The organism is Paraburkholderia sediminicola (assembly GCF_046027355.1).
Classification (GTDB): domain Bacteria; phylum Pseudomonadota; class Gammaproteobacteria; order Burkholderiales; family Burkholderiaceae; genus Paraburkholderia; species Paraburkholderia sediminicola_B.
This window is the reverse complement of the sequence record NZ_JAQQEK010000013.1, coordinates 221677-245601: the sequence shown is the minus strand read 5'-3', so window position 1 is coordinate 245601 and position 23925 is coordinate 221677. Positions and strand designations below refer to the sequence as shown.

Sequence of the window (23925 nt, the reverse complement as noted above, 5' to 3'; positions counted from 1 at the left end):
GTGGGAAAAGTTCAGTGACTCCGAAGGTTCAGTGACTCCATAGTGAAAACAACCAGCCTGACCACACGATAAACGAAAAAAGCCGTTCACGTTGCCATGAACGGCTTTTTTTGCAGAACCCGAAAGCCGATCAGTTCGAACCCGCCACTTTGGGCGCGTCTTCGTAGATCAGTAGCGGTTTGCCGTCGCCGTCAATCACGTTGTCGTCAATGATGACCTTGCTAACGCCTTTCATTTGCGGCAGGTCGTACATCACATCAAGCAACGCCTGTTCCAGGATGGAGCGCAGACCACGCGCGCCCGTCTTGCGACGAATCGCCTTACGCGCAACGGCTTGCAACGCGGCCGGGCGAATTTCGAGCTCGACGCGTTCCATGTTGAACAGCTTGTGGTACTGCTTCACCAGCGCATTCTTCGGTTCAACGAGAATTTTCATCAACGCGGCTTCGTCGAGCTTGCCGAGCGTGGCCACCACCGGCAGACGGCCGATCAGTTCGGGAATGAGACCGAATTTGATCAGATCTTCCGGCTCCACTTCGCGCAGCACTTCGCCGGCGTCGCGGTCCTGCTTGCTCTTCACGCTCGCGCCGAAGCCAATGCCGGTCTTCTCGGTACGATCGACGATGACTTTTTCGAGGCCGTCAAACGCGCCACCGCAGATAAACAGAATGTTGGTGGTGTCGACCTGGATGAAGTCCTGATTCGGATGCTTACGGCCGCCCTGCGGCGGCACCGACGCCATCGTACCCTCGACCAGCTTCAGCAAAGCCTGTTGCACGCCTTCGCCCGACACATCGCGGGTGATCGACGGGTTGTCGGACTTGCGGCTGATCTTATCGATTTCGTCGATGTAGACAATGCCCCGCTGGGCCTTGTCGACTTCGTAGTTGCAGTTTTGCAGCAGCTTCTGAATGATGTTCTCGACGTCTTCACCGACGTAGCCGGCTTCCGTCAGCGTGGTTGCATCGGCAATCACGAACGGGACGTTCAGAAGACGCGCGAGCGTCTGCGCGAGCAATGTCTTGCCCGACCCGGTCGGGCCGATCAGCAGGATGTTGCTCTTGGACAGCTCGATCTCATCCTTCTTGTCGAGATGCTTGAGGCGCTTGTAGTGGTTGTACACCGCGACCGCGAGAATTTTCTTCGCGCGTTCCTGACCGATCACATACTGGTCGAGGATTTCACGGATTTCCTGCGGACTCGGCAGATCGGACTTCGACAAGCCCGCCTCGATACCCGCACCTGCAGCCTCATCACGGATGATCTCGTTGCACAGGTCGATACATTCATCACAGATGAACACCGACGGGCCGGCAATCAGTTTTTTGACTTCATGCTGGCTCTTGCCGCAAAACGAGCAATACAACAGCTTTTCGCTGTTAGAACCTTTCTTGTCCGCCATAGATGTGTGAGCCTCCGGACACTCGATTACATGATACGCCGTTTGCCCTGGCCTCGCAGTTTGGGCGGGGCCGGGCTTGAGCCAAGGTGACGGCGTTTGCCGCAGGCACTCGGACGAAGTTTGATTATTTCACAACCGATCCGGCGACGTTTTTGCCCCATTTCGGGGCAAAAACGCACCATCTCAAGGACGCTTGTGCGCCACCTGGTCGACGAGGCCGTAAGCTTGCGCGTCGTCGCCGGACATGAAGTTGTCGCGGTCGGTGTCGCGTGCGATACGTTCGACCGGCTGACCGGTGTGATGCGCGAGCAGATGATTCAGCCGCTCCTTCAAATACAGGATCTCACGCGCCTGAATTTCGATGTCCGACGCCTGACCGCGCGCGCCGCCGAGCGGCTGGTGAATCATCACGCGCGAATTCGGCAGAGCAAAACGCTTGCCTTTCGCGCCGGCCGCCAGCAGGAATGCGCCCATGCTGGCCGCAAGACCCATGCACAGCGTGGAGACGTCCGGCTTGATGAACTGCATCGTGTCATAAATCGCCATACCGGCGGAAACCGAGCCGCCCGGGCTGTTGATGTAGAAACTGATGTCCTTGTCCGGATTCTCGCTTTCGAGGAACAGCATCTGCGCGACGACGAGATTGGCCGTCTGGTCGTTCACTTCACCGACCAGGAACACAATGCGTTCCTTCAGCAGACGGGAATAGATGTCATACGAGCGCTCGCCCCGGCCGCTCGTTTCCACGACGATCGGCACCAGTCCGAGCGCCTGCGCTTCGAGATCCCGCGACGACTGGGAGGTCAACGTGTCCAGCATTTGAGCGCGAAAGGTCATGCAGTGGATCCTTGTCTGAAATATTCTAAATATTAGATGCTGGACAGGTGTGGTCGACAACGCCGTATTCAAGTGCGCGATCAGTGTATGCGCGCCGTGCAACACGATACAAAACGCAATACACATTCACAGCACAAAAAAATGGCGTGCGGGCCGTCGCTCCGACAGCCGGCACGCCGTTGCAGCGACGCTTACGCTTGCGCCGTTGCGCTTGCCAGTTCTTCGAAGCTCACTTCCTTGTCCGCCACCTTGGCCTTGCTGAGGACAAAATCGACGACGTTGGCTTCAACGACGTACGCTTCCATTTCGGCAAGGCGTTGCTGGTTGGAATAATACCAGCGGACGACTTCCTTCGGGTCTTCATAGCTTTTCGCGAATTCATCCACTTCGGCACGAATCTGCTCCGGCTTGGCCTGCAGCTCGTTGGCCTTGACCAGTTCGGCCAGCACGAGGCCCAGCTTGACGCGGCGCTCAGCCTGCTCCTTGAACATCGCAGCCGGGATCGGTGCATCCTTGGCGTTCGGCACGCCGCGTTGCTCCAGATCCTGACGCGCCATCGCGACGAGGCGTTCCTGATCCTGTTCGATCAGTGCGTTCGGCACGTCCAGCTCGGAAATCTTCAACAGCGCGTCCATCACCTGGTTCTTGACGATGGCTTGCGTACGACGCTTCGCTTCGCGTTCGAGATTGTCTTTGATCTCCGCGCGCATCTTGGTCAGATCGCCGTCCTCAATGCCGAGCGACTTCGCAAATTCAGCGTCGATTTCCGGCAGGTGCGGCCACTCGATCTTCTTCATCGTGATCGTGAATTGCGCGGTCTTGCCGGCGACATCCTTGCCGTGATAGTCCTCAGGGAACGCCAGATCGAATTCCTTCGATTCGCCGACCTTCAGGCCCGTGGCTGCCTTTTCGAATTCCGGCAGCATGCGGCCTTCGCCCAGCACGAACGCGAAGTCGTCAGCGCTGCCGCCCTGGAACACTTCACCCTCGATCTTGCCGACGAAGTCGACCGTCACGCGATCGCCTTCTTTCGCCGCCGTGTCGCCGCCGCCGTCACCGTGCTCGCCGGCTTCGCCGCGAGCGTGGAAGTGCACGCGCTGCTTGCGCAGGATGTCCAGCGTGCGGTCGATTTCCGCTTCGCTGATGGTGGTCGTGGTGCGCTCGATTTCAGCCGTGGCGACGTCGCCCAGCTTCACTTCCGGATACACCTCGAACGTCGCGTCGAACGCGTAGTCGCCTTCAGTCGCGTCGGACTTCGGCGCGAAGCTCGGCTGACCGGCGACGCGCAGGTTTTCGGTGCGGCTGATGTCGAAGAATTCCTTGCCGACCTTGTCGCTCAGCACTTCGGCTTCCACCTGGCCCGAATACTGTTGCGTCACCATCTTGAGCGGCACCTTGCCCGGGCGGAAACCCGGCATGCGCACGTTCTTCGCGAGTTGGCGGATACGCGAGTCCACTTCCTTCTGCACGGCGTCCTTCGGCAGGGAAATCGTTACGCGGCGTTCGAGCTTGCCGAGGTTTTCAACAACGTTAGCCATGGCTTCAATCGTCCTAAAATTATTCGAGCGAATCAGTTATCTTCTCCGTGCCGCTTGTCGATGTCGCGCGATCTCGCGTTTTTGGTCGCGTTTGGGTCGCTTCGCATCGATTGCGCGCCTGCGCCGCGGGCTTGCAGGCCGCCGGCAGCACGGTTGAGTCCAAAGAGCCGAATATTTTAGCAAACTATTTGCGCGCCTAGCCGGGATTCGATGAATGGGCGCGTTTTTATCGCGATTTTGCTCGGATTCCGACCGCTTTCCACGCTGTTTCAGGCCCGTTTGCGCACTGTTCCAGTGCGGCCGGGGCGCCGCGCCGCTGTTACGCCGCGCCTGCCTGCACGAATTTTTCCCAACAACTTCGCTTCATTCCCGGCGCAGACAAAAACAGAAGCACATGCACGCGCTACCGCTGTCAATGCCGGCTATGCCATTCGACATATTCAGTCGGCGCGCCCATGCTGATAAGCTAATGGACGCGCTCGGGGCTGCGCCCGCATCTCGACATTTCACCCGCCCTCGCAACGATTCCAACCATTCAGAGACACCATGCCGAATTCGCCGTCCTCGCCCGTCGTCGTCATTGCTCCCGATTCCTTCAAAGGCTCGCTCAGCGCGGAACAGGTCGCGCAAGCGATCGCAGCGGGCATCAAGCGCGCCCGTCCCGCCGCGGAGGTGCGCATCTGCCCGATGGCCGACGGCGGCGAAGGCACACTCGACGCCATGCTCACGAGCGGCGGCGAACGCCGTACGCTGAGCGTGCGCGGCGCGGCCGGTCCGGTGCGCGACGCGCTCACGGGCCTGCTCGCCGACGGCAGCGCGATCATCGAAACGGCGGAGGTCGTCGGCATTACTGACCCGGTGGGAATGGGGGTGCCCGTCGAGGCGCGCAGCACACGCGGCATGGGCGAGGCGATTCGCGCGCTGATGGACGCCGGCGTGCGGCGCTTTTTCGTCGCGCTTGGCGGCAGCAGCACGAACGACGGCGGCGCCGGCTTGCTGGCCGGCCTCGGCCTCAAGCTGTTCGACACCCAGGACAATGAACTCGACGCCACACCGGAACAACTCGCCCGTCTCGCCCGAGTGGACGTATCGCAACTCGACGCGCGCCTTGCCGACACGCAGTTCGTCGGTATGTCGGACGTGGACAATCCGCTCACCGGCGATCACGGCGCCACCGCGGTATTCGGTCCGCAAAAGGGCGTGAAGCCGGACCAGGTGGCCGCGATCGACGCAGCGCTTGCCCGCTTCGCCGACCTGCTCGAACCGGCGCTCGGCCGCACGGCGCGCGAACTGCCCGGCGCGGGCGCGGCCGGCGGTCTCGGCTTCGCGCTGCACATGCTCGGCGCGCAGTTCGAACCGGGCGCGGAAACCGTCGCGCGGCAAATCGGCCTGGACGCCGCGCTCGAGGGCGCCGACTGGCTGATCACCGGCGAAGGCCGCTCGGATGTGCAAACGCTGCACGGCAAGGCGCCCTTCATCGCCTGCCGTCACGCACAGGCGGCCGGCGTGCCGGCCACGCTCCTCTCTGGCGGCGTCGACTCCGCCGCCTTGCCGCGCCTTGCCGAATATTTCAGCGGCTGCTTCTCGCCGGCGCCCGGGCCGATCACGCTCGAAGTCGCGATTCGCGACGCGGCGCGCCTGTTGGCGGACGAAGCCGAACAGTTGACGCGCCTGAAATACGGCACGCGTTGACCGGCAAGACGGTTGCGGCAACAATCACAGCGCCGCGACCGCTCACACACTACGGGAAGACCATGAAGGACGCCAAAGCCGGGCTCGAACAGTTCCTGACGTACCGTCTGCATGTCCTCAACAAACTCGCCGAACGCGGCATCAGCGAACGCTATCAGAACAAGCTCGGGGTGACCTTGCCTGAAGCACGCGTGATTGCGTCGGTGGGATCGTTCGGGCCGTTCTCGATCATGGAACTGGCAAGGCATGCCAATCTCGACAAAAGCCAGGCAAGCCGCGCCGCCGAAGCGTTGATCAAGCAGGGACTCGTGAAACGCGAGGCGAGCGCCGAAGACGGCCGCGTCGTGCTGGTGTCGCTAACGCCGGAAGGCCGCGCGCTGTATCGAAAGGTGATGCCGATCGCGCGCAAATGGAACGGCGATATGTTCGACTGTCTCGATGAGCAGGAGAAGCTCGCCTTCAGCCACGCGCTCGACAAGATCATCGGCACGATGACGGCGCGCGAGGAGTGATCTGCGGCGCGCCGCACGCGGGCGCTGCATTAGCCTTTGCGGTCGCCCTGCCCGTTCGCGTCGCCGGCGCCGGGATCGTTAGCCGTCGCGTTCGCTACCCCGGACCCTTCAGACGCGCCCGCTGCGCCACCGGGCGTAACGCCCGCCTGCGCATGAGCACCACGCGCGAGCCGCCATGCGATCGCCGCGAGCGAACCGACGGCCAGCAGCAGCGCCGCCCATAGCAAATAGCGGCGCATCGCATCCGGATCCTTCGCGGACTGCGCCCTAGCGGCCTGCTCGGGTGACAGCGCGTCGCCCAGGCGCGCCGTCGCCGGGACTGCTGAGGCGCCCATCAACAGATCGTCCCTGGTCACCGCCGAGGACACCGTCGTCGCGCTACCCACCGCCAAGGTGAACGGCGCGGTCCCACGCGCCACGAACGTCAGCGTCGCCGGACGCCAGCCCGCCGCAACGGTCAGTGTCCCGCTGCCGAGTCCGCCGTTGCGCGGGTCGACCACCACACGCCATTGACGATCCGTGTCCGGCGTCAATTCGAGCGAAGGATTGCTTTGCTCCACGTCACCGTTGTGCAGGCGGAACAATGTCGCGCCCGCGACTTCGCGCCACGGCGTATCGAGCCCCGTTCGCGAATAGACGACCGCGGGCGCAACCGTATTCGGCTGAGGCAGGTTCAGGCGCAACCGGTCGATGGGATACGGGCCGCCGGTGCTGAAGAAATACTCGCCGGGTTTCGGCCCCGCGTGCGCGACGATGCCTTCGCGCCACGCCCGCTCCACGCGTTGCGCGGCGTCGGCCGCAAGCGCCTGTATCTCCATGTCCAACGACTCGACATACGGCGCGCCGTCGAGCCAGCGCAAACGCAGGTAACGCGCGCGCAGGCCGTCCAGCTCGACCCGGTCCTGACTCAGCGTGCTGCCGTTGTAACTGACCTTGAGCAGTTGCGAATCGCCGGCGGGTTGCCAGTGACGCAAGTCGTCGCTCGCTTCGACTGTGACGCGCCCCTGGTAGTTGTCGTCGCGCAGGTGCATGACTAGCGCAGTCACGCGGCTTGTTTGAGACACGCGTCCGAGGTCGATCAGGTCGGTGTCGTGTTGCGCGCGGGCCGGCGGCGCCGAGGTCGCGCGCAGCGAACCGTCGGCGCCGATCGTCACGCCGAGCGGCGCGCCGGAACTGCCGGCGGCGGTGGGCGGCAACGGAAACCAGCGCGCCTGACGCAGCGTGGGCGGTGTGCGCGCGGACTCGCGTGGCGCCTCGAGCGAGTACGGCACAGGCTCGCCCGTGCCGTTGAAGATGCGCACGTCGCCGAGATCGTGACGCTGGCTTGCCGCGTAGACCGCCGCCGGCAGCGTCACGCTGTAGTACGCAGCGCCGTCGTCGAGTTGAAGCGCAAAATGCTGCGCGAAATCATCGTCCGCGACCGCGGGCGCGGACGCCCACGTCGCCACGATCGCAAAACACCAGCCGGTCAATGTAAAGGCACGCTTCATTGCTTAGTTTCCACGACCAGAGCCTTAGGCGGTAACGGCGAGAAGTAGCCGATCAGCAACAACATCAAACCGATGCCGATAAACGAAACGATCCGCTCGATCCCGGTCACGTGAGACAGGTCGAACAGGAACAGCTTGACCACGGTCGCCGCCAGCAGCGCGGCGCCGATGAACCAGAACATCCGGCTCGCCCGGCGCGTCGCCCAGATCATCATGGCAAGCGCGCACACGGTCCAGAATACCGATATTGACGCCTGCACGAGCATCGAGTGTGACATGGTATCGAGCTCGTACGGCACGCCGGTCCAATGATGCAGCGTGCGCAGCAGCATGGCGTTCAGCCAGAAGAATCCGGTCGCGCCGGCCGCCACCTGCAAGGGCACGCGATATTCGCCGATCGGCACGCCGAGCCGGTGTATCCGCACGAGCCAGAACGCCGCCAGCGCGAATATCGCCGCCTGCACCAGGTCGAGCGGATTGAGCAACGGCAGACGCGCCCACGTGCCGCCGTCCTGCGTCAGGTTCGCAAAGAACGTCCATATCCACATCACCAGCACGAGCGGCGTCGACGCGATCGCGCACAGCCGCACGATACTGTCGCGGCGCGCGAGCCACAATCCGGCAAAAGCGAATGCGCTCCACCCGACCAGAAACACCTGCTGCAGACTGAACGACGCGAGCACCGCATCGATATCGTACGCCGCGTGAAAGTGATGATGCAGCGTGCGCAAAAGCAGCGCGTTGAACCATAGGAACAGCGTGGCGAGCACCAGGTAGTCGAAGGCGCGCGGATGCCATTGCACACCCAACGCGCGCAGTCTGCGCAGCCATACCGCGCAGGCGAGGAACGCGAGGATCTGCGCGACGTCGAGCGGATTGAGGATCGGCAGCCACATGAGCGGCGCGGCGCTACCGTCGCTCATCACGCTTGCGATACTCCACGCCCACAGCAGAACGGCAAGCGGCGCCGCGGCCCACACCTGATACGCCTGCATGAAGCGCGCGACCGGCCAGCGCAGACGATGGCCGGCGCCCACCAGCAATAGCAGCAGCACGCCGAAGCCGTACGCCCACGCGCTCCAGCTCCACGCGCCTTCGGGCACGTAGGCCCGCAAACCCCAGTAGCCTTCGAGCGCGGCGAGCGCGCCGGCCGTCCAGAACATCAGCGTATGCAGCGGCGCGAGCAGGATGTCGCTCACGTCACGTTGCTGGCGCCAGAGCAACCCATACGCCGAGAGCGCGGCAAGCGCGCAGAGCAGCCAGCCGTAGCCGCTCACGGGCGCCATGCCCAACGTGAAGAGGCCCGCGGTCAGCAACGCGAGGACCGGCACGAGCGCCAGCGCCGGCAATTCGGCAAGCGGCCAGCGCAGCGTGCGGCGCGCGCCGTGAGCGAGCCACGCCGTCAGCACGGCGAAGAGCGCGACGGCGGCGGTGTCGAAGCGGGCGTGCTCGTAGCCAAGATGAGCCCTCGTGTACGCATGGATTTCGTAAAGGCCGCCGAAGGTCCACCACAACAAACCCCACACGCTCGCGACGAGCCCGATCTGCGGCATCCACAAGTGCCATTCGCGAGCTTCGCTGCGGCCGTGCAAACGCCATCCCGTGAAGATGCCCGCGAGCGCGATCAGCACGGACGCGATGTAGGCGCCGTTCAGGACCGGCCAGACGCTCGCGTCGTGGCTCTGCGTGATCGTGCCGACCGCGTAGGCGCCCGCCGCCGCCAGTTGCAGCAGCAGGCCGAAGCCGAACGCGGTCAGGCGCCGTTGACGCACGGCGAGCCAGGTGATCGCCGCGCCTTCGATGGCCCAGGTCGCGCTCGTCGTCGGTCCGGTGAATGCGAGCGGCACGGCGAGCGTGGCGAAGATCACCGCAAGCGCGAGCATGGCCTCGAACATCATGCCGAGGCGTTCGCGGCGCCGCGAGAGCCAGCCCGCGATTGCAAGGTAGAACGCGGCCAGCGCCACCGCGCTCCACGCCAGACCGAACTCGGTGTTCTTCATCAACGCGGCTTGCAGGCCGATCGCCACCAGCGGCGTGCCGAACACCAGCGTGCCGTCGACGTAATGCTTGAGCGCGATTTCGCGCCGTACCGCGTAGAGCAGTGCGATGCCGACGTACATCAGGAAAAACAGAATCAGGAACGGCTCGGTGCTGGCGAGCAACTCGGGGCGGTAGGCCATCGCGCCCCACGCGGCGCCGATCGAAAACGTGAACACGAAGCCGAGCAGATTCAACGGGCGCCACGCCTTGAACCAGGCGATCGCGAAGATGCCCGCGTTGAGCAGCGCGTAGTAGCTGAACAGCATCACGTGGCTGCCCCCGCCCGTCGACAGCAATACCGGCGCGAGAAAACCGCCCGCGCTGCCCATGAAGGCTAGCGACGAGGCGCTCTGCCGCACCGCCAGAAACGCGCTGAGCGCGCAGATCGCGACCATCAGCGGCAAGGCCGCGCCCGCCGGTAGCAGGTGGTAAAGCCTCGTGGCCGCGAACACGGTCAGATACAGCGCGCCGACGCCGCCGCCCTGCAGGATCAGCCCATACGCGCCGCGTCGCTCGCCGATGCGCCAGCCGAGCACGAGCAAGGCCGTCGCCGCCAACGCTACACCGGCGAGGCGGAATTCGATCGGCAGCAGGCTGTTGTCGGCGGCGTACTTGAGCAGGAAGGCAATGCCGAAAAACAGCACGATGATGCCGACCCGCACGACCGTGTTGCCGCCTAGAAGCCAGTCGCGGCCCGCTTTGAGGAGACGTTCGGCGAGACCGGGGCCACGCGGGGGCGCGGGTGGTGAAGGTGGTACGGGAGGCAGCGGCGCTGACGCTGGCGGCTGGGCGGAAGTGGGTTGGGCGGTTGGGGCGACCGGAGTGGCGCTTGGTGCGCTCGGTGTGCTCAGCGCACTCGGTGTGCCTAATGTGCCTGGTGTGCCTGGCGCGTCGGCCGCGCTCGCCGCGTGCTCGGCCGCCGGCACCCTGGCTTCGGCGCTTGCCGATGAACGCACGGCGGCAGGTTGCATCGCCGGTACCTCAGGCTGCGGACGTGCCGTCGGCTCATTTGCAGGCGGGATTGCGTCAGGACTCGACGCGGCGTCCGATGGCCGCGGCTCGACCGCCGCAGTGTCGGCGGCCTGCGCATGAGTATCCGTAGCACCCTCGCCGCCTCCCGCACGCAGCTGACGAATCTCGCCGCGCAACGCGACGATCTCCCGTTCGAGCCGCTCGACGCGCGCCGCCAGTTCACCCGGGGGATTCCAGCTATCAGTCGTGGCCGCTTTGGCAGCAGGCTCAATCGCGGCATTCGAAGACTTCTTTTGCAGCAGACGCGAAAACGCAAAACCGGCCGCGGCGCCCAAAAGTGCACCGAGGCGAATCGAGAAATCGTTCGACAAGGCGGCCAGCATGCCGACCACCGCGCCAAGCACGGTCAATATCACGCTCATCGCATCCCTCTTTTTATTGTGTTCTGTAGCGAGATTTGTTTGGTCACGCACGGATTAATCCGCGAGTATTACGTCAACGATACGGCGAAAATCGGCGCGCAGAATACCATGTAAATCGCGCCTTCGAGCCAATAATGCGGTGAACGGCGCATATGCAACGATGCTTAATGATTTTTCCGACGACATACCGCCATTAATAACCACCGGATTGATTCCCGCAGCCGCGCAATCAGCACTAGCGAATACCTCGATTAGATCAGCCAGCGAATTGGCAAACTGCGGCAATGGCCACTACCGGAGAGCATCTCCTACGGACATCGCTCGGGCCGCGTGGGGTCGTTAATACAGCCTCGCACCGGCGGGCGCTCACGACAAGCCGCCAACCATGTCAAAATCCGGCACCGGCCATCAGGCCATTCCTCTCCCACATTTCATCCAAGGAAGTTGCAGTGGACATCAACAAACAGGTCGCGGCCCTCACCGCTTCGGAACTCCAGACAGCCGGTGCGAGCCAGGCCACGGCGATTGCGGTCAGCGTGCTGCTGCGTCATCTGCGCTCGCCTGAACTGGCGAAGCTGTTGTCGTCGGCGTTCGAAAACCATCAGGCGGTCATGCTGCAAACGCCGTGGCCCGAGCCGATGCTGCAGGCGTTCGAATCGACCCGCCGTTTTCTCGAAGGCGCCGCGCAAGCGGACCTGCCGGGCACGCAAGCGCCTGCGCAAACGCCGGACGCCTGAGCGCGGCCGGGACGCTTCAGGAAGACGCCGCGAGCAGCGCGCCGAGCCAGGCGCGCAGCGCCGATATCTCCTCCGCGCATACTGAATGCGGCATCGGATACGCGCTCCAGTCGACCTTGCAACCTCGCGTGATCGCAAAGTCGCGCGCGACCTCCCCTAACTGGATCGGTAACACGTCGTCGTATATGCCATGCGCGGCAAAGATCGGCGCGCCACGGTTCGCGGCGCTCAAGCGGCTGTCAATAAAGCCCGGCGACGGTACATAACCCGACAACACGATCAAGCCGGCAAGCGTCTCAGGGTGCGTCAGCCCTGCTGAATACGCCATCGCCGCGCCTTGGGAAAACCCCGCGAGAAAGATGTTCGAAGTCGGAATGCCGCGCCGGTTCTGCGCTTCGATCAATTGCCGCACGGTTGCGCAAGACGATTCGATACCCGCTTCGTCAACTTGCTCATTGATGTTCTGAAACGAGCGGATGTCATACCACGCGCGCATCACGTAGCCGTTGTTCGCGGTAACGGCAATCTCCGGCGCATTGGGAAACACGAAGCGCACGGCAGGCGCATCGTTGAGACGCAGTTCGGGCACGAGCGACACGAAGTCGTTGGCATCGGCGCCGAGACCGTGCATCAGGATCACGGCGAAGCTGGGATTCGGCGCACTTTCAATTTCAATGGTGGGCGGTTGCTCGGTCATGTATCGCGGCTACTCGATTTCAGAAAAGGTTCAGAGGATCGGAATGAGTACAAGGAGGATATACCGCCAAGCGAGACAAGGCACACCGGTCATCTCGATTGTCATCGTGTCCAGTCGTCGAAGTCGGACGCGAGCACAACTCGACTCCTTCGCCTGTTTCCCCCTAAAGCCCCCTGCTACTCCGATTGTCGATTGTGGGACGCTCGATTCAAAGCCTGTCTCCCCCCGCCTCGGCCCGCGACCGCGCCCGACCGCGTCCTGCCACGCTCCGCGCCGGCGCCACGACCTCGGCGAGCAGTTCCTCGTGCAGCGCTCGCAAGACCTCGACGAACGCCGACGCCAGCCGCTCTCGCGGCCTGTGCGGAGGAAACAGCAGATAGGTCTGAAAGCGCGTGGCCGGCAGGAATGGGCGAATCGCGATTTCCGGCCCGGCGAAGTCGCGCGCGACGATGGGGTGCGCGAGCGTCACGCCCATGCCATGACGCACCATCTCGCAGCACATCGCGGCGTATTGCGCCTCGATCGACATGACGCGCTGCACGCCCGCGCGCTGGAACACTTCGTCCATCAAGGCGCGCGTGCCGTCGCCGTGACACAGCGAAATGAACGACTCGCCTTCCAGATCCTCCGGCTTGATGCTGCGCTTCGCCGCCAGCCGATGCGCCGCCGGCATCACGCAAACGGCAGCCACATCCGCTAGCTGTTCGACCTCGCAGTCGGACGCCTCGCTGACATACACCGCCACGCCGAGATCGCAAAACTGCGACGCCGTCCAATGATTGACCGTGCCCGACGTATTCACGTGCAGCGACACGGTGACATCTGGAAATAGCTCGACAAAACGCTTGATGGCGTGCGGCACCAGCGTCATGCCCGCCGAAGGCATCGCCGCGATGCGCAGACGCCCGCTGCCGAGATTGCGAATCTGCGCCGCGGCATTCGCCAACCCCTGCAAGCCGACAAACGCGCGCTCGACTTCGCGAAAGAACGCTTCGCCCTCGCTCGTCGGAATCAGCCGCACGCCGCTGCGCTGAAAAAGCTGCAGACCCGTGTCGCGCTCGAGTTGCGCGATCAGACGGCTCACGTTCGGCTGCGACGTGAAGAGCGCCTTGGCCGCGGCGGTCATCGACCCCGACACCATCACCGCGCGAAACGCCTCGATGTGCTTGAGATTCATCCGTATTCTCCCTTAGACGACGCCCTTCAATCCATATCATCCATGTATGGATAGGTATTTTATTCGTATTGGACGGCATGACCAGCCGGCGCGACACTGCATTCCAACGACGGGCAGCGAAGCCCGCCTCCCCACACCGGAACTGGAGATCGTCGTCATGAGAAGAGCGTTGCATCGCCGCCTGTCCGCCCCGTCCCACACTGCCGTCGCGGCGCTTTTATGCGCTTGCGCCCTCACCGCTCCGCTCTTCGCGCAGGCCGACACGACGCTCTATGTCGCCAACGTCGGCGGCTCGAACGAGCAGCTCTACCGGCAGAAAATCATCCCGCCTTTCGAGAAGGCGCATAACGTCAAGATCGTCTACGTCGCGGGCAATTCGAGCGATACGCTCGCCAAGCTGCAGGCGCAGAAAGGCCATCAGCAGATCAACGTCGCGGTCATGGACGATGGTCCGATGTACCAGGCGATGCAGCTCAACCTGTGCGCGAAGCTCGACGACGCGCCCGTGATGCAAGACGTCTACCCGCTCGCCAAGCTCGGACCGAGCGCGATTGGCGTCGGCATGGTGGCGACCGGCATCGGCTACAACGAGGAGGCCTTCAAAAAGGCCGGCCTGCCGCCACCCGACTCGTGGAAGGCGCTCACCGACAGCCGCATCAAGGGCAAACTCGGCGTGCCGCCGATCACCAATACCTATGGTCTGCATACGCTCGTGATGCTCGCGCGTCTTTCCGGCGGCGGCGAGAAGAACATCGATCCCGGCTTCACCGCGATGACCAGACAAGTCGCGCCGAACGTGCTGTCCTGGGCGCCGACGCCCGGCGAGATGGACGGCCAGATGCAGTCCGGCGACGTGATTCTCGCGCCGTACGGCAGCGGCCGCGCGGTCGCCTTGCAGAACACCGGCTTCCCGCTCAAGTTCATTTACCCGAAGGAAGGCGCGGTCGCGTTGCAGGTGGCGGCCTGCGCCATCGCGGAGAACGCGCAGCCGCAGTTGTCGCAACAGTTCGTGCAGTACCTGTTGAGCCCGGAAGTGCAGACATTGCAGGCCCAAGGCATCGGTCTGGGTCCGGTCAACAAGACCGTCAAGCTCACGCCCGAGATCGCCGCCCGCGTGCCCTACGGCCCCGAGCAGATCTCGAAGCTGACGGCGATGGATTGGGCCACGATCAACCAGCATCGGACCGAATGGACCGAGCGCTGGAACCGTTCGGTCGAACGCTGAAGTGCGGCACCAGCAGGTTCCTCGCGCGGCGCGCGATCTGATGAAGGAGCGAGGCGCATGGCCTTCCTGACTCTGCAAGGCATCTCGAAACGCTACGGCGATTTCACGGCGGTCGATCAACTCGATCTTGCCGTCGAACGCGGCGAACTGCTCTCGCTGCTCGGACCCTCCGGCTGCGGCAAGACCACCACGCTGCAAATGGTCGCGGGCTTCGTCACGCCAACGACGGGCCGCATTCTGCTCGATGGCCGCGACATCACGAACGAGCGTCCCGAGAAGCGCGGCATCGGCGTGGTGTTCCAGAGCTATGCGCTGTTTCCGCACATGACGGTGGCGGGCAACGTCGGCTTCGGGCTGGAGATGCGCAAGGTCAGGCGCAAGGAGCGCGACGAGCGCGTCGCCGAAGCGCTTTCCCTCGTGCGCCTGAAAGGCCTCGGCCACCGCTATCCGAAGGAACTGTCGGGCGGCCAGCGGCAGCGTGTGGCGATCGCGCGCGCCATCGCGATGCAGCCGGAACTGCTGCTGCTCGACGAACCGATGTCCAACCTCGACGCCAAGCTGCGCGAAGAGATGCACATCGAATTGCGCGCGATCCAGAAGCGCCTCGGCATCACGACGATTCTCGTCACGCACGATCAGGTCGAAGCGATGACCATGAGCGACCGCATCGCGGTGATGCATCGCGGCGCCATTGCGCAGCTCAGCACGCCGTACGACGCGTACGAGCGTCCCGCCACGCCGTTTGCATCGACATTTCTCGGGCGCACCAACGCGTTTTCCGGTGAAGTGTTGCGCCGCAATCCGCGCTGCGCGGAAGTCGCCGTCGCGGGCACGACGCTGCATGTGCCGCACGAAGGCCGCCATGTCGACGGCACGGTGAACGTCTATATCCGCCCGGAAAAGGTTCATCTGGCCAATGGCGATGCGCGCGTGCGCGGCCGCATCGCGACGCGTGTCTTCGTCGGCAATCAATGGCTGCTCGAAGTGGACACCGAACTCGGCAAGTTGCGCGTCGCGCAACCGAACCACGGCGCGCCGCCGCCCGAGGAAGGCCACGAAGTCGGCCTCGCGTGGACCGACGACGACCTGCGCGTGCTCACGCAAGACAATCCGGAGAGCGCTCATGGCCACGCTTGACGACGCCCGTCCCGGCGCCGCGCCGTGGCTGCTGTCGGGGCCCGCGCTGCTGCTGTTCGTCGGCTTGTTGCTGGTGCCGCTGCTGCTCACGCTGATGCTGTCGTTCCGCGTCTTCAGCGATACGGCCGGCGTCACCGCCGCCTATACGCTCGCGAACTACTGGGAAGTCGTCAGCGACCCGTACTACGGCACGATCTTCCTGCGCACCGCCGGCCTCGCCTTCGCCGTCACGCTGCTGTCCATCGTGCTCGGCGTGCCGGAGACCATCGTGCTCGCACGCATGAAGCGACCATGGCAGTCGCTGTGTCTGCTGGTCGTGCTCGGCCCGCTGCTCATCTCCGTGGTGGTGCGCACGCTCGGCTGGCAGATTCTGCTCGGCAACAACGGCGTGCTGAACAACCTGCTCCAGGCGCTGCATGTCACCGACGAACCCATCCGCCTCGTCTTCACGATGACCGGCATGATCATCGCGCTCACGCACGTGCTGGTGCCGTTCATGGTGATGTCGGTCTGGGCGACCATGCAGAAGCTCGATCCGCAAGTCGAATGGGCCGGCCGCTCGCTCGGCGGCTCGCCGTTCGCGGTATTCCGCCGCGTGGTGCTGCCGCAGATCATGCCGGGCGTGCTGTCGGGCTCGATCATCGTGTTCGCCCTGTCGGCATCGGCGTTCGCCACGCCGGCGCTGATCGGCGGCCGGCGCCTCAAGGTGGTCGCCACCGCCGCCTACGACGAGTTCCTCGGCACGCTCAACTGGCCGCTCGGCGCGAGCATCGCCGTGCTGCTGCTGATTGCCAACGTGGCGATCGTGATGGGCTGCAGCCGCCTCGCCGAGCGCCGCTTCCAGCACATCTTCGATTGAGCGGGAGACAGCGATCATGAAACAGAACGGCATTCTCGGGCTCGTCTACAACGCGTTCTTTCTGACCTTCATCCTCGCGCCGCTCGCGGTGGTGATGCTGGTGGCTTTCACCGACAAGGGCTTCATCTCGATGCCTTTCGATGGCGCGTCGCTGCGCTGGTTCCGCGCGATCATCGAGAACGGCGACATCGTGGCGGCCTTCTGGCTGTCGGTGCGGCTCGCGTTCGCCGCGGCGAGCATCGGCGTGCTGCTCGCGGTGCCCGCCGCGCTGGCGATCGCGCGCTATCGCTTCCCGGGCCGCGCCGCGCTCACCAGCTTCTTCCTCTCGCCGATGATGATTCCCGCGGTCGTGCTCGGCATCGCGTTCCTGCGCTTTCTGTCGCTGCTGCATCTGTCGGGATCGTTCTGGTCGCTGGTCTGCGCGCACGTCATCATCGTGCTGCCGTATGCGTTGCGGCTCGCGCTGTCGTCGGCCGTCGGGCTCGATCGCGATGCCGAACGCGCCGCGCTCTCCTGTGGCGCGAGCCGCTTCACCGCGTTTCGCCGCGTGGTCCTGCCGATGATCCGCACCGGCGTGGCGGGCGGCTGGGTGCTCTCGTTCATCCAGAGTTTCGACGAACTGACCATGACCATCTTCGTCGCGACGCCCGGCACGACCACGCTGCCCGTCGCCATGTACAACCAGATCGCGCAGACGATCGATCCGCTGGTCGCTTCGGTGTCGGCGGTGCTGATCGTCGGCACGGTCCTCCTGATGATCCTGCTCGACCGCATGGTCGGACTGGATCGCATTCTGATCGGAGAAACCCGATGACATTGACTAGTAGCGCCAGCCCCGACGTCCTTGCGGATGTGGTGGTTGTGGGCGGCGGCCTCGTCGGTTCCGCCGTGGCCTACGGACTCGCCCGCGAAGGCGCGCGCGTGACCGTGCTCGACGAGGACGACGGCGGCTTTCGCGCGTCGCGCGGCAATTTCGGCCTCGTCTGGATTCAGGGCAAGGGCTATGGCCTGTCGCCTTATGCACGCTGGTCGCGCAGCTCGGCCACGCGCTGGCCGGGACTCGCGCAAGCGCTGCTGAAGGAGACGGGCGTGGACGTCGCGTTGCGCCAACCGGGTGGCTTTCACTTCTGCTTCAACGACAACGAACTCGCTGAACGCGAGAAACGCCTCTCAACGCTGCAAACCGAGCTCGGCGATTACCCGTACCAGATGCTCGACGCCGCCGAAGTCCGCGCGCGCATTCCGCAAATCGGCCCTGCGGTGATCGGCGCGAGCTATACGCCGATGGACGGTCACGTGAATCCGCTCAAGCTCCTGCGCGGCCTGCATACCGCCATGCAGGCGCGAGGCGTGCGGCTCGTATCGGGCGAACGCGCGGAGCGCATCGAACCGCAAGCGCAGGGCTTCGTCGTGCACGGAAGACGCGGGACGTATCGCGCGGCACGGGTCGTGCTCGCCGCGGGCCTGGGCAATCGCGCGCTTGCGCCGTTCGTCGGACTCGACGCACCGGTCGCGCCCAATCGCGGGCAGGTGCTGGTGAGCGAGCGCGTCGCGCGATTTCTCGACTATCCGACGCTCAACGTGCGCCAGACCGACGAGGGCAGCGTGCAGTTCGGCGATTCGATGGAAGAAGTCGGCTTCAACGATTTCACGACCACGCACGTGCTTGCCGACATCGCCCGGCGCGGCGTGCGCGCGTTTCCGATGTTGCAGCACGTGCGGCTCGTGCGCATGTGGGCCGCATTGCGTGTCTATAGCCCCGACGGTTTTCCGATCTACGACCACTCCGAGGCTCACCCCGGCGCGTTCGTCGTCACCTGTCATAGCGGCGTGACGCTGGCGGCCGCGCATGCGCTGCGCGTCGCGCCGTGGATCATGGGCGCGCCGATGCCCGAGGAACTGCCCCATTTCTCCGCGCGCCGCTTCGAGCATGCCGCCGAACTGACTCACGCTCATTGAATTCGATATGACTACCCAATCGACTCACACGCTTTTCAAGCCGCTGCCGGGCGCGCAAGGCGCGGCCGCCACACACATCGCCATCTGGTTCAACGATCAGCCGCTGTCCGTGCCGGGCGGCTGCTCCGTCGCGGCGGCCCTGCTCGGTGCGGGGATATCGCGCTTTCGCGCGACGCCCGTGTCGGGCGCAGCGCGCGCGCCCTTCTGCATGATGGGCGCGTGCTTCGAATGCCTCGTGGAGATCGACGGCATGCCAAGCCGCCAGGCCTGCATGGTCGAAGTCAAAGCCGGCATGCGGATCCGTTCGCAGGAAGGCGCGCGCGATTTGCCGCCCTTCGGCACGACCGGCATGACCGACGCACCGCTGGAGAACGCCCATGACCGCTGATTTCGCTTCCGAAGCCGTCGACGTCGTCGTGGTCGGCGCCGGTCCCGCCGGCATGAGCGCGGCGACGCGCGCGGCGCGCGCCGGCCTCAAGACCGTGCTGATCGACGAACAGGACGCCGTGGGCGGCCAGATCTATCGCGCCATCGGCCGCGCCGATGCGCGCCGCAAGGAGATTCTCGGGCCGGACTACGCGGCGGGCGCCGCCGTCGCCGAAGCGTTCGCCGCCTCCGGCGCACGCCACCTGACCCATGCGAGCGTGTGGCAGGTCACGCGTGAGCGCGGCGTCAATTATCTGCAGGACGGCAAGATCGGCAGCTTCGACGCGCAACGCGTGATTCTCGCCAGCGGCGCGCTGGAGCGGCCTTTCCCGATTCCCGGCTGGACGCTGCCCGGCGTGCTGACGGCGGGCGCGGCGCAGATCCTGTTGAAGAGCGCGGGCGAAGTGCCCGCCGCGCCGCCGGTGCTCGCGGGCTGCGGGCCGCTGCTGTATCTGCTCGGCTGGCAATACGTGCGCGCCGGCGTGCCGATCCGCGCGCTGGTCGACACCACGCGTCACGAAGACCGCTGGCGCGCGAAGCGTCACATGTTGGCGGCGCTGCGCGCGTGGCCGTTCCTGAGCAAAGGCTTGCAACTGATCCGCACGCTGCGCGAAGCGAACGTGCCGATCTTTGACGCGGCGGACGATCTGCGCGTGGAAGCGCGCATCGGCACGGATCACAGCGAGCGCGCCGCCGCGCTCCACTTCACGACGCAAGGCACGGCGCATCGGATCGAAGCCGATGTGATCCTGCTGCACCAGGGCGTCGTGCCGAACACGCAATTCACGCAAGCGCTGCGCGCCGCGCACCGCTGGGACGACGCGCAACTCTGCTTCACTCCGAAAGTCGACGCGTGGGGCGAACTGGACGTACCGGGCATCTTCGTCGCGGGCGATGGCGCGGGCATCGGCGGTGCACAGGCGGCAGCCTTGCAAGGCACGCTCGCGGGTCTCGCGACGGCCGCGCAGCTCGGCGCGATCACGTCCGAGTCGCGCGATGCCGAAGCCGCCGCGCATCGCCGAGCACTCGCGGGCGTCATGCGCATCCGGCCTTTTCTCGACAGCCTGTATCGTCCGCGCGACATCAACCGCATTCCGCGCGACGAGACCATCGTCTGCCGTTGCGAGGAAGTCACCGCGGGCGAGTTGCGCAAGTTCGTCGAGCTCGGCTGTGTCGGACCGAATCAGGCGAAGTCGTTCGGACGCTGCGGCATGGGACCGTGTCAGGGACGCATGTGCGGCCTCACGGTGACCGAAGTGATCGCCGACGCGCGCTGTGTCTCGCCCGCCGAAGTCGGCTATTACCGCATCCGTCCGCCGATCAAGCCGCTCACGCTCGGGGAACTCGCCGGTGAATGACACGACCGACATCCAGGAAGCCGATGTCCTCGTGATCGGCGGCGGCCTGCACGGCACGAGCAGCGCGTTCCATCTGGCGCGGCGCGGCGTGAAGGTCATCGTACTCGAAGCCGATTATGTCGCGCGTCATTCGTCGGGCGTGAACGCGGGCGGTGTGCGCACGCTGGGACGTCCGTTGCCCGAAATTCCGCTCGCGCTGATGTCGCGGGAAATCTGGCACGGCATGAGCGAGCTGCTCGGTGAGAATGGCGGCTTCGTTGCATCCGGTCAGTTGAAGATCGCCGAAACCGATGACGAACTCGACGCGTGCCGCCAGCGCGTCGCACTGCTCGAATCGCATGGATTCACACACGAGAAGGTGATCGACCGCGACACCGTGCTCGAACTCGAACCGGCGCTGGCGCGGCACGTCACGGGCGGCATCTGGGTCGAGCGCGACGGTTACGCGTTGCCTTATCGAACCACGACGGCATTCCGGCTCGCCGCGCAACGGCGCGGCACGCGTTTTCTGGAAAGCACGCCGGTGCGCCGCATCGAGCAGCGCGGCACAAGATGGTTCGCCGTCACGCCGCATGGCACGTTTAGCGCGAATCAGTTGCTCGTCACCGCGGGCGCATGGTCCGGCGAATTGGCGAAACAGGTCGGCGAGAGCGTGCCGGTGCATCCCGAAGGTTTGATGCTGATGGTCACGCATCGCGTGGCGCCCTTCTGCCGCGCGACGCTCGGCGCAACCGGCCGGCCGTTGTCCTTCAAGCAGTTCGACAACGGCACGGTGGTGATCGGCGGCAAACTGATCGGCAGCGCGGATCTGGCGAATCGTCACGGCGAAGTCGACTTCGCCCGCCTCGTGCGCAGCGCGCGGACCGTGACCGATCTGTTTCCTCATCTGCGCCATCTCGGCGTGAACCGCGCGTGGGCCGGTGTCGAAGCTTTTACGGAAGATGAACTGCCGGTGATTTCCGCGAGCCGCCAGGCGTCGAATCTGTATTACTCGTTCGGTTATTGCGGCAGCGGCTTTCAGCTCGGGCCAGGTTGCGGCCAGCTCGTGTCCGAACTGATGCTGGACGGCGCGCCGTCCGTTTCGCTCGATGCGTTTGCCATCGATCGCTTTGGCCGCGCCGCGGCGGCTTCCCGCACGGGCGCTTCGCATCTCGTGACGCATTAACCGGTTTTATTTTTTCTCCGCCGCGCCTTCGGTCGATGCGCGCGGCGGTTTCATTCGCCTTCATGTGGAGAGATTGTCATGACCGATATCGTTCGTATCGAAACCAACCAGCGCATGAGCCGCGTCGTGAAAGCCGGCGGCCTCGTGTTCGTCGGCGGCCAGACTTCCGCCGATCAAACCCCTGACGTCAAACTCCAGACCGCGAAGGTGCTGGAAAAGATCGACGACTATCTGGAGAAGGCGGGCATCGACAAGACGCGCCTAGTTTCCGCACAAGTCTGGCTCGCCGACATTGCCCGTGATTTCGCAGGCATGAACGAGGTGTGGGACGCGTGGGTTCCGCAAGGTCACGCACCGGCGCGCGCGACGGTGCAAGCGAAGCTTGCCGCACCCGGGTTGCTCGTCGAGATCGCGGTCGTGGCACTGGGTTGAGAGGCGCTGTTAGCGCGTCCGCAGGAATCACATCTGCAGCGATGTAGCGTGTGAGGCGGCGCAAGATTGCGAGGGGCCCGTCACCAGGGAACGGGCCTTCCGAGATAGTCAAGGTAATGCAAGCCGGAGCGCCCTTCATAAGCCTCGATTGTATTGACCAGGTTCGGAATGCTTTCTTCGATGGTCAAGCGCGCCGTATGGCCACCCATGTATGTCTGGACCCATCCAGGCGCCATGATCAGGAGACTTCGCGGATAACTCGCGCTGCGCGCCGCAAAGGTACGCATGAACATATTCAGTGCGGCCTTGCTCCCTCTGTAGACTTCAAAATTCGCGTTAGTGGCATTGGTGATACTGCCCTGCCCCGAAGACATGACACCGATCGTTCCAGTCGGCGGAACAAGGTCTTGAAACGCCTCAATGACCCTCATGGGACTCAGCGAGTTCGTTACCATCACCCGTATAAATTCCTCGGTCGAGACGTCCGCTATCGTTTCACGATCGTCGTTTTTGACACCTGCGTTCACAAAAAGCACATCGATGCGCCGACCCTCAAGGCGGGCGCGCAGCGCTGCGACCTGCTCGGGAATCGTGATATCCACAGTCTCTACTTCGAGCGCGCCGGCGGAGGCTTCCGCGACAAGCCGAAGCTTTTCTGTAGAGGCAGCTCGCCCAGTGGCGATGACTCGGTAGCCGCGCTTCAAATACTCCTCGACCATCGCCAAGCCAAGGCCGCGCGAGGCGCCGATAAGGAGTACGGTTTTCTGCGAAGGTGTGGTTTGCATTGGCATCCTCGATCGAGAGCGATCCTTCTGGGTCAATCACGCAAACCAATGTAGCGGTTCATAGGCGATGGCGGAAGCCGCACCGAATGCAACTAATATATGCATCGGACGCCATATCTCACCTTGCTTACCACGATCAAGCGATGCCTGAACCGGACCTCAATCTACTTTTCGCGCTCGATGCGTTGTTGACCGAGAAAAACGTGACGCGCGCTGCTCGGTCGTTGCATCTGAGTGCCTCAGCAATGAGTCGCACGCTGACTCGCCTTCGTGCCGCGACCGGTGATCCATTGTTGGTCCGGGCCGGGCGCCACATGGTGCTGACTCCGTATGCCGAGGAGATTCGTGAGCGGACACAAAATACTGTTCTTGAGGCGCGTTCATTGCTCCGTCCGTCGCCGGCCGCGCCAGATTTTTCAACGTTGCGCAGAACCCTCCGGATCCGTGCCAATGAAGCTTTCGTGGAAGCCTTAGGTGCACCCTTGATTGCTGAAGTGACTGCCGTTGCGCCACTTGTGCGTTTGCACTTTTCATCCAAATCGGAAAAGAGCGCGGAGTATCTAAGAAATGGTTCGGCCGATCTCGAGATTGGTGTCCTGGAGGAAATGGGACCCGAAATACGCGTCCGGGCATTGTTTCGAGATCGCTACGTGGCTGTTGTCAGAAAGGGGCATCCCCTCGACATGAAGCAGGACGTGACTACGGAGCAATACGCAGCATTTGGCCACGTAGTCGCTCCGCACGGTCGCCAGGTAATTGAGTCTCTCGACGCTGCGATTGCCCTGTTAGGGTTGGAACGAACGACCGTAGCCGTCGTGCCCAGCTTTCCGGCCGCGTTGGCGGTGGCGCGCGCGTCCGATCTGGTGGCGCTCCTGCCCGCATCGTTTGCGAACGCTCAGCATGCCGCGTCCGTCTACGCTTTCGAGCTTCCTGTGGCGACCGATGGCTTTACGATTTCTCAGATGTGGCATCCTCGTTTAGAGAATGACCCTGTTCATCGTTGGTTTCGCCAACTAGTTCTCAGCGTGTGTCGTCAGCATGTGCCGTTCTGAACGCAAGCCGG

At 64.1% G+C, this 23925-nt stretch carries 22 protein-coding genes; 13 read left to right on the top strand and 9 right to left on the bottom strand.

The window, feature by feature from the left end; translation table 11 throughout:
• Positions 1 to 130 precede the first annotated feature (130 nt).
• From clpX to tig, 3 genes are all read right to left on the bottom strand, one after another.
• Complete coding sequence (clpX, locus tag PQR42_RS23360; RefSeq protein ID WP_006048928.1) at positions 131 to 1402, bottom strand: ATP-dependent Clp protease ATP-binding subunit ClpX; 1272 nt, start codon at positions 1400 to 1402, stop codon at positions 131 to 133.
• A 183-nt stretch (positions 1403 to 1585) separates the two neighbouring features.
• Entirely contained in the window at positions 1586 to 2239 is a 654-nt protein-coding gene (gene clpP, locus PQR42_RS23355; protein WP_007182010.1) for an ATP-dependent Clp endopeptidase proteolytic subunit ClpP, read from the bottom strand.
• A 191-nt stretch (positions 2240 to 2430) separates the two neighbouring features.
• A complete protein-coding gene (gene tig / locus PQR42_RS23350; protein ID WP_408206429.1) occupies positions 2431 to 3777 on the bottom strand; it encodes a trigger factor in 1347 nt (448 codons plus the stop codon).
• A gap of 546 nt (positions 3778 to 4323) precedes the next feature.
• On the opposite strand from tig, the gene PQR42_RS23345 reads away from it, so the two are divergent.
• Both PQR42_RS23345 and PQR42_RS23340 read left to right on the top strand, forming a co-directional pair.
• Positions 4324 to 5469: a glycerate kinase gene (locus PQR42_RS23345; protein ID WP_408206427.1), complete on the top strand. Its 1146-nt coding sequence runs from the start codon at positions 4324 to 4326 to the stop codon at positions 5467 to 5469.
• Between the two features lie 62 nt (positions 5470 to 5531).
• Positions 5532 to 5981 (top strand): MarR family winged helix-turn-helix transcriptional regulator, encoded by a 450-nt coding sequence (locus tag PQR42_RS23340; RefSeq protein ID WP_408387429.1) that lies wholly within the window; start codon positions 5532 to 5534, stop codon positions 5979 to 5981.
• A 29-nt stretch (positions 5982 to 6010) separates the two neighbouring features.
• Here PQR42_RS23340 and PQR42_RS23335 read toward each other — a convergent pair whose 3' ends face one another.
• Genes PQR42_RS23335 through PQR42_RS23325 form a run of 3 tightly spaced genes read right to left on the bottom strand, consistent with a single transcriptional unit; the run spans position 6011 to position 11190 of the window.
• The gene (locus PQR42_RS23335) at positions 6011 to 7471 is read right to left on the bottom strand and encodes a DUF3999 domain-containing protein (RefSeq protein WP_408387430.1); all 1461 of its coding nucleotides are present in this window, start codon (positions 7469 to 7471) and stop codon (positions 6011 to 6013) included.
• Positions 7468 to 10905, bottom strand: coding sequence for a DUF2339 domain-containing protein (locus PQR42_RS23330; RefSeq protein WP_408387431.1), 3438 nt, complete (start codon positions 10903 to 10905; stop codon positions 7468 to 7470). Before PQR42_RS23330 ends, PQR42_RS23335 begins: the two co-directional genes overlap by 4 nt.
• Before the next feature lie 54 nt (positions 10906 to 10959).
• Complete coding sequence (locus PQR42_RS23325; protein WP_408206419.1) at positions 10960 to 11190, bottom strand: hypothetical protein; 231 nt, start codon at positions 11188 to 11190, stop codon at positions 10960 to 10962.
• Positions 11191 to 11354: 164 nt separating this feature from the next.
• On the opposite strand from PQR42_RS23325, the gene PQR42_RS23320 reads away from it, so the two are divergent.
• Positions 11355 to 11642, top strand: coding sequence for a hypothetical protein (locus PQR42_RS23320; RefSeq protein ID WP_106283485.1), 288 nt, complete (start codon positions 11355 to 11357; stop codon positions 11640 to 11642).
• Between the two features lie 16 nt (positions 11643 to 11658).
• On the opposite strand, the gene PQR42_RS23315 is transcribed toward PQR42_RS23320, so the two are convergent.
• Positions 11659 to 12339, bottom strand: coding sequence for an alpha/beta hydrolase (locus tag PQR42_RS23315; protein ID WP_408387432.1), 681 nt, complete (start codon positions 12337 to 12339; stop codon positions 11659 to 11661).
• Between the two features lie 208 nt (positions 12340 to 12547).
• Complete coding sequence (locus PQR42_RS23310) at positions 12548 to 13516, bottom strand: LysR substrate-binding domain-containing protein (protein ID WP_408387433.1); 969 nt, start codon at positions 13514 to 13516, stop codon at positions 12548 to 12550.
• A 157-nt stretch (positions 13517 to 13673) separates the two neighbouring features.
• Between PQR42_RS23310 and PQR42_RS23305 the strand changes: the two genes are divergently transcribed.
• The 9 genes from PQR42_RS23305 (at position 13674) to PQR42_RS23265 (ending at position 22077) form a co-directional block, all read left to right on the top strand.
• On the top strand, positions 13674 to 14741 hold the full coding sequence (locus tag PQR42_RS23305; RefSeq protein ID WP_408387434.1) for an ABC transporter substrate-binding protein: 1068 nt from the start codon (positions 13674 to 13676) through the stop codon (positions 14739 to 14741).
• Positions 14742 to 14798: 57 nt separating this feature from the next.
• A complete protein-coding gene (locus PQR42_RS23300; RefSeq protein WP_408206411.1) occupies positions 14799 to 15878 on the top strand; it encodes an ABC transporter ATP-binding protein in 1080 nt (359 codons plus the stop codon).
• The gene (locus PQR42_RS23295; RefSeq protein ID WP_012432905.1) at positions 15865 to 16737 is read left to right on the top strand and encodes an ABC transporter permease; all 873 of its coding nucleotides are present in this window, start codon (positions 15865 to 15867) and stop codon (positions 16735 to 16737) included. Before PQR42_RS23300 ends, PQR42_RS23295 begins: the two co-directional genes overlap by 14 nt.
• A gap of 16 nt (positions 16738 to 16753) precedes the next feature.
• Complete coding sequence (locus PQR42_RS23290; RefSeq protein ID WP_106307496.1) at positions 16754 to 17551, top strand: ABC transporter permease; 798 nt, start codon at positions 16754 to 16756, stop codon at positions 17549 to 17551.
• Entirely contained in the window at positions 17548 to 18696 is a 1149-nt protein-coding gene (locus tag PQR42_RS23285; RefSeq protein WP_408387435.1) for an NAD(P)/FAD-dependent oxidoreductase, read from the top strand. The genes PQR42_RS23290 and PQR42_RS23285 overlap by 4 nt, the downstream gene beginning before the upstream one ends.
• Before the next feature lie 7 nt (positions 18697 to 18703).
• Positions 18704 to 19084 (top strand): (2Fe-2S)-binding protein, encoded by a 381-nt coding sequence (locus tag PQR42_RS23280; protein ID WP_408387436.1) that lies wholly within the window; start codon positions 18704 to 18706, stop codon positions 19082 to 19084.
• Positions 19074 to 20480 (top strand): FAD-dependent oxidoreductase, encoded by a 1407-nt coding sequence (locus PQR42_RS23275; RefSeq protein ID WP_408206403.1) that lies wholly within the window; start codon positions 19074 to 19076, stop codon positions 20478 to 20480. The genes PQR42_RS23280 and PQR42_RS23275 overlap by 11 nt, the downstream gene beginning before the upstream one ends.
• Positions 20473 to 21645, top strand: coding sequence for an NAD(P)/FAD-dependent oxidoreductase (locus PQR42_RS23270; RefSeq protein ID WP_408387437.1), 1173 nt, complete (start codon positions 20473 to 20475; stop codon positions 21643 to 21645). The genes PQR42_RS23275 and PQR42_RS23270 overlap by 8 nt, the downstream gene beginning before the upstream one ends.
• A 78-nt stretch (positions 21646 to 21723) precedes the next feature.
• Positions 21724 to 22077 carry a RidA family protein gene (locus tag PQR42_RS23265; protein ID WP_408387438.1) on the top strand — a complete coding sequence of 118 codons (354 nt, stop codon included), beginning with the start codon at positions 21724 to 21726 and terminating at the stop codon, positions 22075 to 22077.
• Positions 22078 to 22157: 80 nt separating this feature from the next.
• On the opposite strand, the gene PQR42_RS23260 is transcribed toward PQR42_RS23265, so the two are convergent.
• On the bottom strand, positions 22158 to 22862 hold the full coding sequence (locus tag PQR42_RS23260) for an SDR family NAD(P)-dependent oxidoreductase (protein WP_408387439.1): 705 nt from the start codon (positions 22860 to 22862) through the stop codon (positions 22158 to 22160).
• 143 nt (positions 22863 to 23005) lie between these two features.
• On the opposite strand from PQR42_RS23260, the gene PQR42_RS23255 reads away from it, so the two are divergent.
• On the top strand, positions 23006 to 23914 hold the full coding sequence (locus tag PQR42_RS23255) for a LysR family transcriptional regulator (protein ID WP_408387440.1): 909 nt from the start codon (positions 23006 to 23008) through the stop codon (positions 23912 to 23914).
• Positions 23915 to 23925 lie beyond the last annotated feature (11 nt).